At 65.3% G+C, this 13,001-nt stretch carries 15 protein-coding genes; 12 read left to right on the forward strand and 3 right to left on the reverse strand.

Annotation, left to right across the window (positions count from 1 at the left end):
* A complete protein-coding gene (locus tag RAH32_RS01120) occupies positions 1-573 on the forward strand; it encodes a hypothetical protein (protein ID WP_306604350.1) in 573 nt (190 codons plus the stop codon).
* On the opposite strand, the gene RAH32_RS01125 is transcribed toward RAH32_RS01120, so the two are convergent.
* On the reverse strand, positions 570-893 hold the full coding sequence (locus RAH32_RS01125) for a HesB/IscA family protein (RefSeq protein ID WP_306604354.1): 324 nt from the start codon (positions 891-893) through the stop codon (positions 570-572). The genes RAH32_RS01120 and RAH32_RS01125 overlap by 4 nt on opposite strands.
* 75 nt (positions 894-968) lie before the next feature.
* On the opposite strand from RAH32_RS01125, the gene RAH32_RS01130 reads away from it, so the two are divergent.
* The 7 genes from RAH32_RS01130 (at position 969) to RAH32_RS01160 (ending at position 6,363) form a co-directional block, all read left to right on the forward strand.
* Positions 969-2,126, forward strand: a complete 1,158-nt coding sequence (locus RAH32_RS01130; RefSeq protein WP_306604356.1) for a deoxyguanosinetriphosphate triphosphohydrolase — start codon at positions 969-971, stop codon at positions 2,124-2,126.
* Between the two features lie 66 nt (positions 2,127-2,192).
* Complete coding sequence (locus tag RAH32_RS01135; protein WP_306604358.1) at positions 2,193-2,615, forward strand: OsmC family protein; 423 nt, start codon at positions 2,193-2,195, stop codon at positions 2,613-2,615.
* Positions 2,615-3,457: a transglutaminase-like domain-containing protein gene (locus RAH32_RS01140; RefSeq protein WP_306604359.1), complete on the forward strand. Its 843-nt coding sequence runs from the start codon at positions 2,615-2,617 to the stop codon at positions 3,455-3,457. Before RAH32_RS01135 ends, RAH32_RS01140 begins: the two co-directional genes overlap by 1 nt.
* A 54-nt stretch (positions 3,458-3,511) precedes the next feature.
* A complete protein-coding gene (locus RAH32_RS01145; protein ID WP_306604361.1) occupies positions 3,512-4,405 on the forward strand; it encodes a dihydrodipicolinate synthase family protein in 894 nt (297 codons plus the stop codon).
* Positions 4,406-4,485: 80 nt separating this feature from the next.
* Positions 4,486-5,880 carry a class II fumarate hydratase gene (gene fumC / locus RAH32_RS01150; protein ID WP_306604368.1) on the forward strand — a complete coding sequence of 465 codons (1,395 nt, stop codon included), beginning with the start codon at positions 4,486-4,488 and terminating at the stop codon, positions 5,878-5,880.
* Positions 5,881-5,948: 68 nt separating this feature from the next.
* The gene (locus RAH32_RS01155) at positions 5,949-6,140 is read left to right on the forward strand and encodes a DUF4169 family protein (protein ID WP_306604372.1); all 192 of its coding nucleotides are present in this window, start codon (positions 5,949-5,951) and stop codon (positions 6,138-6,140) included.
* The gene (locus RAH32_RS01160; RefSeq protein ID WP_306604374.1) at positions 6,133-6,363 is read left to right on the forward strand and encodes a ribbon-helix-helix domain-containing protein; all 231 of its coding nucleotides are present in this window, start codon (positions 6,133-6,135) and stop codon (positions 6,361-6,363) included. Before RAH32_RS01155 ends, RAH32_RS01160 begins: the two co-directional genes overlap by 8 nt.
* A gap of 117 nt (positions 6,364-6,480) precedes the next feature.
* On the opposite strand, the gene pheT is transcribed toward RAH32_RS01160, so the two are convergent.
* A complete protein-coding gene (gene pheT, locus RAH32_RS01165; protein WP_306604380.1) occupies positions 6,481-8,868 on the reverse strand; it encodes a phenylalanine--tRNA ligase subunit beta in 2,388 nt (795 codons plus the stop codon).
* Between the two features lie 173 nt (positions 8,869-9,041).
* On the opposite strand from pheT, the gene RAH32_RS01170 reads away from it, so the two are divergent.
* Together RAH32_RS01170 and RAH32_RS01175 are read left to right on the forward strand one after the other, a co-directional pair.
* The gene (locus RAH32_RS01170) at positions 9,042-10,286 is read left to right on the forward strand and encodes a hypothetical protein (RefSeq protein WP_306604385.1); all 1,245 of its coding nucleotides are present in this window, start codon (positions 9,042-9,044) and stop codon (positions 10,284-10,286) included.
* A gap of 74 nt (positions 10,287-10,360) precedes the next feature.
* Positions 10,361-10,678: a TM2 domain-containing protein gene (locus RAH32_RS01175; RefSeq protein WP_306604387.1), complete on the forward strand. Its 318-nt coding sequence runs from the start codon at positions 10,361-10,363 to the stop codon at positions 10,676-10,678.
* Positions 10,679-10,730: 52 nt separating this feature from the next.
* Here the strand turns inward: RAH32_RS01175 and infC are convergent, their stop codons facing one another.
* The gene (infC, locus tag RAH32_RS01180) at positions 10,731-11,321 is read right to left on the reverse strand and encodes a translation initiation factor IF-3 (protein ID WP_425589721.1); all 591 of its coding nucleotides are present in this window, start codon (positions 11,319-11,321) and stop codon (positions 10,731-10,733) included.
* Between the two features lie 121 nt (positions 11,322-11,442).
* Here infC and RAH32_RS01185 point away from each other — a divergent pair, with 121 nt between their 5' ends.
* Entirely contained in the window at positions 11,443-12,060 is a 618-nt protein-coding gene (locus RAH32_RS01185) for a hypothetical protein (protein ID WP_306604391.1), read from the forward strand.
* 2 nt (positions 12,061-12,062) lie between these two features.
* Positions 12,063-12,926 carry a glycosyltransferase family 2 protein gene (locus tag RAH32_RS01190; protein WP_306605180.1) on the forward strand — a complete coding sequence of 288 codons (864 nt, stop codon included), beginning with the start codon at positions 12,063-12,065 and terminating at the stop codon, positions 12,924-12,926.
* The last annotated feature ends 75 nt before the right edge of the window (positions 12,927-13,001 follow it).

Genomic DNA, 13,001 nt, shown 5'->3' on the forward strand with positions numbered 1-13,001 from the left:
ATGCGCCGCCTGATCGCCCTTCTGCTGACGATCATCCTGACCCTGCCCGCCCTGGCGCAGGATCGGCCGCGCGCGGGGCTGATGTGGAACCGCAGCGGGTTGCCCGCGACGCTGCCGCTGGTCGTGCAGACGCTGCCGGGGCGGGACTATGCGGTCTTCTTGTCGCCCGAAGCCGGGGGCGATCCGGTCATGGCAGGATATATCCATGGCGGGCAGTTCTTCCGCCTGCTGGTCCCACCAGGCACATGGACCGTCCGCTTTGCCCACGGCACCGACTGGCAGGGCGAGGATGCGCTGTTCGGTCCCGACACCGAATGGACCCAGGTCGAGGAGCCAATGACCTTTGTCGCCTCGGTCGCCCGCAAGCACGGCTACATCATCCGCCTGATCGAGACTGACGGCAGAGTTCGCGTGGCGTCGGCAGGTCCGCTGGACCTGTGCCAGGGTCTGACGGTGACGACCGAGGTCATCGAGTTGGACGAAGAACTCGAAGAAGACGCGAACCGCCTGCCGACCCCCGGACTGCTGCGACTGGAGATCGACTTGGACACCCGCAACAGGGTCTGCGGCTAGATCGAGAACGAGGTGCCGCAGCCGCAACTGGATGAGGCGTTGGGATTGTCGATCACGAAGCGCGCGCCGATCAGTTCGTCCGCAAAGTCGATGGTGGCCCCCGCCAGATACGGCAGCGAGACGGGATCGACCACGACCTTCTGGCCCGCGCCTTCCAGCACCAGGTCGTCGGCCTCGGCCTGATCCAGACGAATGTCATACTGAAACCCCGAACAGCCGCCGCCTGACACGGCCACGCGCAACGGGCGGATCTCGCCCGAATCGTTGATCTCGGCCAGGCGGGCAAAGGCGCGTTCGGTGACTTTGGGGGGCAGGTTCATGGGGCGTTCCCGTTTTCGTCGGCAGTGCCTAAATATAGTGTCCACCGGACCTGTTGCAAGGAAGGCCCTGCTGCCGTGATTGCCCCCTATGCCTGCCATCCCGAAGCCAGCCGCGGGCGGCTGCATCCCGAACGCATGTCCACCTTCCGCAGCCCCTGGCAGCGCGACCGCGACCGCATCATCCATTCCAGCGCCTTCCGCCGCCTGAAGCACAAGACCCAGGTCTTTGTCGAACATGATGGAGAGGCCTATCGCGGCGACTATTTCCGCACCCGCCTGACCCATACGATCGAGGTGGCCCAGGTTGCCCGCACCATCGCCGGCGCGTTGGGCCTGAACACGGATCTGGCGGAAACCGTGGCCTTGGCACATGATCTGGGGCACCCGCCCTTCGGCCATACGGGGGAAGATGCCCTGGCCGCGCTGATGGAACCTTATGGGGGTTTTGACCACAACGCCCAGGCCCTGCGCATCGTCACCCGGCTGGAACGCCATTACGCCGACTTTGACGGCCTGAACCTGACCTGGGAAGCGTTGGAGGGCATCGCCAAGCACAACGGCCCCGTCACCGGCCCCCTGCCCTATGCCCTGGCCGAGGTGAATGCCCAGTGGGATCTGGAACTGCACACCAATGCCAGCGCCGAGGCGCAGGTCGCGGCGGTGGCCGACGACGTGGCCTATAACCACCACGACCTGCACGACGGCTTGCGCGCCGAACTGTTTACCGAGGACGAGTTGGCCGAACTGCCCGTCGTCGGCCCCGCCTTCGCCGAGGTGGACCGGCTTTATCCCGGTCTCGACCCCACCCGCCGCCGGTACGAGGCGCTGCGCCGCGTCTTCGGCGTCATGGTGGAGGACGTGATCGCCGTCGCACAGAACCGCCTGGCCGGGTTGCAGCCGGAATCCGCACAGGAGATCCGCGACATGGACGGGCCGATCATCCGCTTTTCCAAGCCGCTTTATCAGAACATCAAGGCGATCAAGTCCTTCCTGTTCACGCGCATGTATCGTGCCCCTTCCGTCGTGGTGGAGCGCAGCAACGTGACCGCCATGCTGAACGACCTGTTCCCGCTGTTCCTGCACGATCCCGGCCAGATGCCCGACCACTGGTGCCGCGTCGCGCGCGAGGCCGGGGACGAGACACAATGCGCCCGTATCGTCCTTGATTACGTCGCAGGCATGACTGACCGCTTTGCCATCGCCGAACACCAGCGGCTGTTCCCGACCCGCTGATATCTGAACCGAAGGCTTGCCCCCGGCGTTCGACGTGCGAAAGCATGAACGCAAGGAGGACAACGCATGTTCACGCGCAGCGGATCGGCCAGGTGGCAAGGCGGGCTCAAGGATGGCAAGGGCACGGTCTCGACACAGTCTGGGGCCTTGGACGACCTGCCCTATGGCTTCAACAACCGCTTCGGTGATGAGCCGGGCACCAACCCCGAGGAACTGATCGGCGCCGCCCATGCCGCCTGCTTCAGCATGGCGCTATCCAAGATGCTGGGCGAGGCGGGCATCGGCGACATCGGCATCCAGACCACCTCGAAGATCACGCTGGAAAAGGACGGCGAGGGCTTCACCGTCACCAAGGCGCATCTTGTCACGCGAATCTCGGGCAGCGGCGACAAGGAGCAGATCGAGGATCTGGCGCAGAAGGCCAAGGAAGGCTGCCCGATCTCGAAGCTTCTGAACGCCGAAGTCACGATGGATGCGACGGTCGCCTGATGCGCATCAGGATCGGGCACGAAATGACGATCGAGGTGGCGCAGCCCACGCCTTTGATCAGCCTGACGACGCCAGAGCCGGCACGGCACCGCGACTATGCCTTCCCCGAGGATTTCAGGACGGTGCCGCATGTCCCGGTCCAGAACTATGTCGATCGTTTCGGCAATATCTGCCGGCGCATGGTGGCGCCGGCGGGCACCTTCACGCTTTTCAGCGACATCACCATCAACGACGCCGGCACCCGCGACGAGGCCGATTTCAACGCCGTCGAATGGCCCGTCGAGGCCCTGCCGTCCGAGGTGCTGGGCTACCTCACCGCCTCGCGTTATGTCGAGGTGGACCTGGTCAGCGACGAAGCCTGGACCTTGTTCGGCCATGTCGCGCCGGGCTGGAACCGCGTCCAGCATATCGTCGATCACGTCAACGGCAGCATGGTCTTCGACTACAAGCTGGCTTCGCAATTCCGCACGGCGGCAAGCGCCCGGAACGACGGCGTGGCCGTCTGCCGCGACTTCGCCCATCTGACGCTGGCCTATCTGCGCGCGCTGAACATCCCGGCCCGATACGTCAACGGCTATGTCGGCGACATCGGCGTGCCCGCCGCCGCCGCGCCCATGGATTTCGCCGCCTGGATCGAGGTCTTCCTGGGCGGCAAGTGGTGGACCTTCGATCCCCGCAACAACCAGCGCCGCATTGGCCGCGTGGTGGTGGCGCGTGGCATGGATGCTGCCGACGTGCCGCTGATCAACACCTTCGGGCCGCACACGCTGACCGGCTTTCGCGTCTGGTGCCACGCCGTCGATGAAGCAGGCAACGAACTGGACGGCATGCTGTTCGCCTGAACCTTGCCATTGCGGCGCGCGCATGGCCATCTGCGCGCGACACGCGAGGATCCGATGCACCTTTTCCACGGCCTTTCCGCCTTTCCGATCACGCCCTCCGACCCTGACGGCCGGGTCAGGCAGGCCGACCTTCGCAGCATCCTGCGCCGGATCGCGGATGCGCAGGTCGATTCGGTCGGCATCCTGGGCAGCACCGGCGGCTATGCCTATCTGGACCCGGACCAGCGGCGGGCGGTTGTCGAGGCGACGATGGACGAGATCGGCGGAAGGCTGCCCGTCATCGTGGGCGTCGGCGCCCTGCGCACGGATGCCGCGCAATCCTTGGCCCGTCATGCCAAGGCCAGTGGCGCGGATGCCCTGCTGGTGGCGCCCATCTCCTACACCCCGCTGATAGAAGATGAAGTCTTCGCGCATTACGCTGCGATTGCCGAGGCCAGCGACCTGCCGATCTGCATCTACAACAACCCCACGACCACGCATTTCACCTTTTCCACCGGCTTGCTGACGCGTCTGGCGACCGTTCCCTCTATTCGGGCGGTCAAGATGCCCCTGCCCGCCAATGGCGGTTTCGCGGGTGAGATCGCCACCCTGCGCGCGGCCCTGCCCCCCGGCTTTTCCATCGGCTACAGCGGCGATTGGGGTTGCGCCCCCGCGATGCTGGCGGGTGCCGATGCCTTCTACAGCGTCGCCGCCGGAACCTGGCCCGCCGAGATGCTGCGCCTTGTCCGTGCCGCACAATCGGGCGACGCGCATGAGACCGCCCGGACCGACAAGGCCTTCGAGGCAATGTGGGCGCTGTTCAAGACTTCCAGCAGCTTCCGCACCGTTCACCGGGCCGCGAACCTGCTGGGCCTGAGCGACGCGCAGCCCCCGCTCCCGATCCTGCCTTTGCCTGACACACAGGACAGCGCCTTGCGTCAAGCCATGGATGCGCTGGCGGCCACCTAGCATCGGCATACCGTCGCATACCGATTGCCTATCGCGCTTCCGGCGGCTAGAACCGCGCCAAACCGCGAGGGAGCCTTCCGATGACCAAGACCCGCACCGAGACCGACAGCTTCGGCCCGCTGGAGGTTGATGCCAGCAAATACTGGGGCGCGCAGACGCAGCGTTCGATCCAGAACTTTCCCATCGGCTGGGAACGCCAGCCTGTGGCCATCATCCGCGCGCTTGGCGCGATCAAGCTGGCGGCGGCGCGCGTGAACCAGGCCAATGGCGACCTGGACCCCGCCATCGGCAAGGCCATGGAGCAGGCCGCGACCGAGGTCTTCGAAGGCAGGTTCGACGACAACTTCCCGCTGGTCGTCTGGCAGACCGGATCGGGCACGCAGTCGAACATGAACGCCAACGAGGTCATCTCGAACCGCGCCATCGAGATCCTGGGCGGTGAACTGGGCAGCAAGAAGCCGGTCCATCCGAACGACCACGTGAACATGGGGCAAAGCTCGAACGACACCTTCCCGACCGCGATGCATGTCGCCATCGGCATGGTCGCGCGCGTCACGCTGATCCCCGGCCTGGAAAAGCTGCACAAGGCCCTGGTCGCCAAGTCCGAGGAATTCAAGGACATCATCAAGATCGGCCGCACCCACACGCAGGACGCAACGCCCCTGACGCTGGGCCAGGAATTCGGCGGCTATGCCCATCAGGTGGCCAAGGGGATCGAGCGGGTCAAGCTGGCGCTGACCGACATCTACGAACTGGCTCAGGGCGGCACCGCCGTCGGCACCGGCCTGAACACCAAGAAAGGGTGGGACACCGCAATCGCGGCGGAGATCGCCAAGATCACCGACCTGCCCTTCGTCACCGCGCCCAACAAGTTCGAGGCCCTGGCCGCGCATGACGCGATGGTCTTCTTCTCGGGCGCGCTGAAGACGGTCGCGGCGTCCCTGTTCAAGATCGCCAACGACATGCGCCTGCTGGGATCAGGCCCGCGTTCGGGCCTGGGCGAATTGATCCTGCCCGAGAACGAGCCGGGGTCGTCCATCATGCCGGGCAAGGTCAACCCGACCCAGGCCGAGGCGCTGACCATGGTCTGCGCTCATGTGATGGGCAACGACGCGGCCATCGGTTTTGCGGGCTCGCAGGGGCATTTCGAGCTGAACGTCTATAACCCGATGATGTCCTATAACGTGCTGCAATCCATGCAGTTGCTGGGCGATGCGGCGGGCAGCTTTACCGACAACATGGTGGTCGGCACGCAGGCCAACGTGGCGCGAATCGAAAAGCTGATGAAGGAATCGCTGATGCTGGTGACGGCCCTGGCGCCGACCATCGGCTATGACAACGCCACCAAGGTCGCCAAGACCGCCCACAGGAACGGCACCACCCTGCGCGAGGAAGCCATCGCCCTTGGCTTCGTGGATGGCGAGACCTTCGACCGTGTCGTCCGCCCCGAGGACATGATCAGCCCCAAGGGCTGATCGGATCTTGACCGGATCCGGCCGGGGCGCGGTAGAATACCCGCGCCCCGGCTTTTCATGGGAACCGCATGACCAAGACCATCAACCTGCGACAGGCCCGCAAACAGCGCGACCGCGACGCGAAACGCGCGGCGGGCGATGCCAATGCGGCAAAGTTCGGCGAGGCAAAGCCCTTGCGCAAGGCGCGCCAAGCCGAGGCGGATCGTGCGGAGCGGGTTCTTCAGGCGCATCGGCGCGACGACAGCCGGGACGATGCTTGACCTGCCCCCCATGACCCCGCCGCTGAAGCGGTCGGTCACCATCGACGGGCACCGCACCTCAGTTTCGCTAGAGGATGCGTTCTGGCGCGGCGTGGCCGAGGCCGCCAAGGCGCGCGGGATGACGCGGGCGGAACTGATCGGCCAGATCGACCACGCCCGTCCGCCCGAGGTGGGGCTGGCGACGGCGCTGCGCCTGTTCGTGGTCGCGGAACTGCGGCGATAGCCGGGGGGCTGTCTGCCCCCGCTCGGGCCTGCCGGCCCCTTCCTCACTGAAAAAGGTCCACTGGACCTTTTTCCAGGCGTTCGGAAGCCCCGAGGATATTTGGACCAAAGTGAAGGATCAGGCGCGCAGGGTGCCTCCGGTCGCCTTTTGCACCTTGTCGATGATCTTCTGGCTGACGGCCTCGATCTCCGCGTCCGTCAGGGTCTTGTCGCGCGGTTGCAGGCGGGCGGTAATGGCGATGGACTTCTTGCCCCCTTCCAGCCCGGTGAACTGGTCGAAGACCGTAACGCTGTCGATCAGCGCCTTGTCAGCCCCGGCGGCGGCATTGACCAAGGTCAGCGCCTCGACCTGCGGGTCCACGACGAAGGCAAAGTCGCGCTCGACGGCTTGCAGTTCTGAAATGGTCAGAGCGGGGCGGGTGGCCGTCCGGGTCTTGGGGAAGGGGACATTGGCAATACGGACGGTAAAGGCAACGGCCGTACCCTTGACGTCGAAGGCGCGCAGGATACGAGGATGGATTTCCCCGAAGGTCGCCAGCACATTCGGACCAAGGGCGATATTGCCCGACCGCCCCGGATGCCACCAGGGGTCCAGCTTGCGGTTGATCTGCACCTTCGCTGGGGCGCCGATGGCAGCCAGCACGGCCTCGGCATCGGCTTTGGCATCGTAAAGGTCCACCTTGCGGCGGCTGCCGAAGGGATCGCGCGGCGCGGTGTTGCCGATCATCAGGCCGGAAAGCTGCGTGGCCTGCTCGCCCGGCTCGCCGCCTGCGAAAACAGGTCCCATTTCGAACAAGGCCAGATTGGCAAAGCCCCGTGCCTGGTTGCGGGCGGCAGCGGCCAGCAGGCCGGGCAGCAGGTCTGGACGCAGATGCGTCATCTCGCTGCTGATCGGGTTTTCGACGCGGACCGCATCCGCGCCGCCGCCGAACAGGTCTGCCGAGGCCTTGTCGATAAAGCTGTAGGTGACGCATTCGTTGTAGCCAAGCGCCGCCGCCTGCCGCCGCGCCGCCTTTTCGCGGACCTGCAAGGGGGTCAGCACCGGCTTCGGCACGCCGGGTCGCGGGCGCGGCAGGGGCTGGCCTTGCAGCCTGGTCAGGCTGGCGATGCGCGCGATTTCCTCGACCAGGTCAGCCTCGCCCAGCACGTCGGGGCGCCAGGAGGGCACATGCGCCATGTCGCCCTCCATGCGGAAGCCGAGGGCGGTCAGCGTGGCGCGCTGCACATCCGCCGGGATGTCCAAGCCGACCAGGCTGGCGGTGCGGGCGGTGTCCAGGCGATAGGCGCGGGCGGTGTCGGGGACGGCGCCAGCCTCGACCACCTCGGAGGGCTCGCCTCCGCAAAGGTCCAGGATCATCTGCGTCGCCAGTTCCAGCCCCGGACGGGTGAAGGCCGGATCCACGCCGCGTTCGAAGCGATAGCGGGCGTCGCTGTTGATCTTCAGCGCTCGGCCGGTCGCGGCGATGGCGATCGGATCCCAGTAGGCGCTTTCCAGGAACACGTCGGTCGTGTCCTCGGAACAGCCGGAATGTTCGCCGCCCATGATGCCCGCGATGCTTTCGGGACCGCTGGCATCAGCGATCACCATCGCGCCCTCGGGCAGCGCATAGGTCTTGCCGTCGAGCGCCAGGATCTCCTCTCCGGCAGCGGCGGGTCTGACATGCAGGTCGCCCGAAGCCTTGGCCATGTCAAAGACATGCAGCGGCCTGTTCATGTCATAGGTGAACAGGTTGGTGATATCCACCAGCGTGTTGATGGGCCGCAACCCGATGGCGCGCAGGCGCTGTTGCAGCCATTCGGGCGAGGCGCCGTTCCTGACGCCCCGGATCACCCGGCCCGAGAAAAAGGGCGCCTTGTCGGCAATCGCCGGGTCGATGCTGACCGAAACCGGGCTGGCGAAGCGGCCCGGCACCACCGTATCGGGGACCGGCTTCAGCACCCCTAGGCCACGTGCCGCCAGATCGCGGGCGATGCCGTGGACGCCAAGCGCGTCGGGGCGGTTCGGGGTGATCTTGATGTGGATCATCGGATCCACCTTGTCGGGCTGGTTGGCCGCCAGCCAGTCCACGAAACGCTGCCCGACATCGCCCGAGGGCAGCTCAATGATGCCGTTGTGCTCGTCCGACAGTTCAAGCTCGCGCTCAGAGGCCATCATGCCGTGGCTCTCGATGCCGCGGATCTTGCCCACGCCCAGGGTCACGTCGATGCCGGGGACATAGTCGCCCGGCTTGGCCAGAACCACGGTGATCCCTTCACGGGCGTTGGGGGCGCCGCAGACGATCTGCTTTTCGCCCTCGTCGGTCAGGACGCGGCAGACGCGCAGGCGGTCGGCGTCGGGATGCTGCTGGGCATCAAGGATGCGGGCCAAGGTGAAGCTGCGCAGCTTGGTGGCGGGATCGCGGACCTCCTCCACCTCAAGCCCCAGGTCGGTCAGCGCCTCGGTGATCTGATCTAGGGTCGCGGTGGTATCGAGATGCTCTTTGAGCCAGGAGAGGGTGAATTTCATGACGCAGCTTTCCGTTTCGCGCCGCAGGGGCGTTTGCCTGCGTTGAACCTGTCCGCGGCGGGATGGTCAAGCGTCAAGCCGAGTTTGACGGAATTAATGTCGGTCCGGATTGTCGGGGTCTTCCGGGAATGCGAGAGTTCGCCAAAATCCGGCACCCCTTAACGGAGTTGATCATGCCCCATCCCTGCCCGCCTGTCCTGGCCGGACTGGTTCTTCTGGCGGCCACAGGTCTTGCCTTGCCTGCGACCGCCCAGATCTGCGGCGGGGATGCGCAGTGGCTGGGGCCAGAGGCTGGCGGGGACGTTTCCACCAGCGAAGCGCCCCTGGCGACTGTGGCCAACGCGGCGGCAGGCCAGCAGGCGATCCTCGCCTTTCGGGTCAGTGGCGACACCCAGGCGCTGCGTATCGAGGCAGAAGCACCCGAAGGGGATCCCGCGATTTCCTTGCTGACCGAGGACGGGGATCTGATCGCCGAGAACGATGATACGGCGGTTTCCCTGAACTCGTTGGTGGAAACCTCTGTCGGGCCGGGGACCTATTGCGTAGCGGTCCGATCGGCAAACGACAGCGCCCTGTCGGCCACCGTCCAGGTCTCTCGCCAGGATCAGCCGGCGCTGCTGGCCGAGGACAATCAGGAAGCGGGTATCGACGGGATTGCCCCCTGCACGGCGGACACGCCTGCCGATGCACTGTCACCAGACCCCTTGGACAGCCAGTTGAACCAGGGGCCGGTGATGGCGGCCCAGAACGGGATGCAAACTCATTACTATCGCTTCAGCCTGTCCCGGCCGACACCCATGACATTGCGCGCCACCAGCCCCACCCTGGATCCCATTCTGAAGCTGTTCGACGGCCAGGGCGTGCTGGTGGCGGAAAATGACGACGCCGACGGCCTGAATGCCCGGCTGGATTTCGCATCGTCCTTGGCGGCGGGGGATTACTGCATCGCCGCAGCCTCGCTTGGCGGGCAGCCCGGAGAGTTGACTGTCAGCGCCGAAAAGCTGGACCCTGCGGCTTTCCTTCGCAATGCCTATAGCCGGGGGGAACTGGCCCCGCCCGCAGACGGAAATTATCCGATCCAGGAAATCGATCTGGCCCGCCTGACGCAGACGGTCCTGCTGCACGATGGCGCCGCGCAATGGCTGGGCCTGGTGCTGGAACAGCCGACGGTGCTGATCATCAGCGCCTATGGATCCTTCGCGGCGGCCGATCCGAAGCTGGTGCTGTTTGCCGCGTTGGGCGCACCGGTGGCCGAGAACGACGATGTCGACGGCAGCACGAATGCCCGTCTGGGGCCGGTTCTGCTGGAACAGGGCCGCTATCACCTGGGGGTGATCGATGTCAGCCGCAACGATGGCACAATTGGCCCCATCCGACCGGTGGGTCTGATCTTCGACCGCTTCCAGCGGGTCCCCTGATCCTTGCACGGGGCTCAGGCGGTCCTATCTAATCCGCAAGGGGCGACTGATCCGCCCGATGGAAGGAGAATCCCGTGCCGGACAAGGTCCAACAGCAGTTGCTGATCGAACAGCGTGTCGCAAACGAATCGAAATCGCAACTGGTCGCCTATCTGCTGGCAATCCTGTTGTGGGGGTTCGGGGTGCATCGCATGTATCTGGGCCGATGGGCCAGCGGCATCATCATGCTGTTGATGTGGGGATTGGGCTGGCTGACTGCGCCGATCCTGATCGGCTGGATCCCCCTCGCGCTTGTCTGCGTCTGGGCCTTCATCGACCTGTTCCTGATCCCCGGAATGATCCGGGGCGATCAGGCCGTGATCCGGCAGCGGCTGATGGCGGGACGCTGGTAACGAAAAAGGCCGCGCCGGCATCGCCGGGCGGCCCGTCCTTCAGGATCGCGCCCTATTTCGGGGCGATCATCATGACCATTTGCCGGCCTTCCAGCTTGGGCATGGATTCGATCTTGCCAGCCTCGCCCACGTCGTCGCGGACCCGGTTCAGAAGCTCCAGCCCCAGATCCTGGTGAGCCATTTCGCGGCCACGAAAGCGCAGCGTGACCTTGACCTTGTCCCCTTCGCCCAGGAACTTCATGACGGACCGCATCTTCACATCATAATCATGGGTATCGGTTCCCGGACGGAACTTGATTTCCTTGATCTCGATGATCTTCTGCTTCTTGCGGGCCTCGGCCTCGCGCTTCTGCTGTTCATACTTGAACTTGCCGAGATCCATCACCTTGCAGACCGGAGGGGTCGCATTCGGCGAGATTTCGACCAGATCCAGCCCGGCGTCCTGTGCCATCTGCATCCCGACCGAAGGCGGCACGACGCCGACATTCTCTCCATCGGGGCCGATCAGGCGTATTTCCGACACGCGGATGCGTTCGTTGACGCGGGGTCCGGTATCGCGGGTGGGCGGTGCGTTATGCGGTCTGCGGGCTATGGCGATGCTCCTTGGATAGCCAATGTGGAATGGACGGAAAATAAGCGTCAAAGCGTGGTGATTCAACCGGATTTGATGATCGATACAGGGGTTGCAGACGGTTCCGGCGGCTTTTCGGCACGGTTTGCATGTGCCATAGCTTCGCGAAACCTTCTGCAAGGAACATTCTGTGATGCGCATTCTTCTGGCCCTGATCCTGATTCTTGCCCTTGGGTTCGGCGGCTGGAGGCTCTGGCAGGGCAACCAGCCCGACAGCGGCGTCGTCCCGGCTAAGGAGCAGGCCGCATCGGATAGCCCCCCGGCCACCCAGGCGACCGATGCCGCCGCCGACGCAGCAGCAGATGCCGCGGCCGTGGCCGCGGATGTGGCGGCCGAGGCGGTTCAGGCATCGGAGGAAGCAGGCGTCGCCCCCGTCAGCGAGGCTGCCGCCGAGGCGGAGGCGGCCGCCGAAGCGGCGCTGAACGCGGCTGATCGCGCAGCAGACGCAGCGGCAACGGCGGCAGACAGGGCCTCTGCGCCCGTGGCCCAGGCAGCCCAGGATGCAGCGCAGGCGGCCAACGATGCCGCTGACGCCACCGATCAGGCCGCCACCGCCGCCATTGCCGCCACGCGGATCCAGTCGCTGCTGACGCCCGAAGGGTTCGACGCCGATCAGGTCACGCAGATCATCGACGGCGCCGCAATCGGCGAGGCGCAGAAGGCCACCCTGAAGCGCCTGATCGAAACGGCCGGTAACAATCCAGACCTGCTGCGGCAGGCCCTGGATCAGGTCAAGGCCGTGATGCCGTGACCCTGCATCCGCCGCTGGCCGATTTCCTGAAATCGCGCTCGGCCATCCTGTCGCGCGGTCCCCTGGCCATCATCCTGATCGAGGATGATGCCGTTGTGCAGGAAACGCTACAACACCATCTGGAAATCGGTTTTCGTCACATCCTGGCCCTGTCCCCTGCCCCGATCACCCTCCCGCCCGACACGGCAGGACGTGTCACCAACCTGCGGTGGAACACGCGTCAGACCGGTGCCCACCGGGACGCCGTCAATGCCGTGATCGCCGCTGTCCCTGCCGGAACCTGGCTTTATTACTGCTTCAATGCCGAGTTCCTGTTCTTTCCCTTTTCGGAAACCCGCACCGTGGCCGAGCTTCTGTCCTTTCATGCCGAGGAACGACGCGACGCGATGCTGACCTATGTGGTTGACCTTTATGCCCCCGACCTGGAACGCCATCCGAACGCCGTCAGCCTGGCCGAAGCGATGTTCGACCGGACGGGATATTTCGCGCTTGCGCGCAAGGACGGGAATGGCGTGGCACTGGACCGCCAGCTTGATTTTCACGGTGGTCTGCGCTGGCGCTTCGAGGAACACATACCCCCATCGCACCGCCGAATAGACCGCGTCGCCCTGTTCCGCAACGCACCGAAATTGCGTCTTGAGGCCGATCACCGGTTCTCAGTCCCGGAATACAACACCTATTCCTGTCCCTGGCACCACAACCTGACGGCGGCGATTGCGTCCTTCCGCGCGGCCAAGGCGCTGGCGACCAACCCCGGCTCGCGCGAGGCGATCCGCACCTTGCGGTGGAAGAATTCGGAACCCTTCCAATGGCGCGCGCAGCAGTTCATGGACCTGGGGTTGATCGAGCCGGGACAGTGGTTCTGAAAGCCCCTCTCTGCCACGCCCGGTCGTCCGCCTGAGTTCTGACGGGGAACACAGGAGCCGTCGACCAAACGGAAC

This window comes from Paracoccus yibinensis (assembly GCF_030846195.1).
Lineage (GTDB): Bacteria > Pseudomonadota > Alphaproteobacteria > Rhodobacterales > Rhodobacteraceae > Paracoccus > Paracoccus yibinensis.

Excerpts from the sequence above, each read along its gene's own strand:
- RAH32_RS01120 (WP_306604350.1), top strand. The coding sequence starts at position 1 with ATGCGCCGCCTGATCGCCCTTCTGCTGACGATCATCCTGACCCTGCCC.
- RAH32_RS01125 (WP_306604354.1), bottom strand. The coding sequence starts at position 893 with ATGAACCTGCCCCCCAAAGTCACCGAACGCGCCTTTGCCCGCCTGGCC.
- RAH32_RS01135 (WP_306604358.1), top strand. The coding sequence starts at position 2,193 with ATGTTCACGCGCAGCGGATCGGCCAGGTGGCAAGGCGGGCTCAAGGAT.
- RAH32_RS01140 (WP_306604359.1), top strand. The coding sequence starts at position 2,615 with ATGCGCATCAGGATCGGGCACGAAATGACGATCGAGGTGGCGCAGCCC.
- RAH32_RS01145 (WP_306604361.1), top strand. The coding sequence starts at position 3,512 with ATGCACCTTTTCCACGGCCTTTCCGCCTTTCCGATCACGCCCTCCGAC.
- fumC (WP_306604368.1), top strand. The coding sequence starts at position 4,486 with ATGACCAAGACCCGCACCGAGACCGACAGCTTCGGCCCGCTGGAGGTT.
- RAH32_RS01155 (WP_306604372.1), top strand. The coding sequence starts at position 5,949 with ATGACCAAGACCATCAACCTGCGACAGGCCCGCAAACAGCGCGACCGC.
- RAH32_RS01160 (WP_306604374.1), top strand. The coding sequence starts at position 6,133 with ATGCTTGACCTGCCCCCCATGACCCCGCCGCTGAAGCGGTCGGTCACC.
- pheT (WP_306604380.1), bottom strand. The coding sequence starts at position 8,868 with ATGAAATTCACCCTCTCCTGGCTCAAAGAGCATCTCGATACCACCGCG.
- RAH32_RS01170 (WP_306604385.1), top strand. The coding sequence starts at position 9,042 with ATGCCCCATCCCTGCCCGCCTGTCCTGGCCGGACTGGTTCTTCTGGCG.
- RAH32_RS01185 (WP_306604391.1), top strand. The coding sequence starts at position 11,443 with ATGCGCATTCTTCTGGCCCTGATCCTGATTCTTGCCCTTGGGTTCGGC.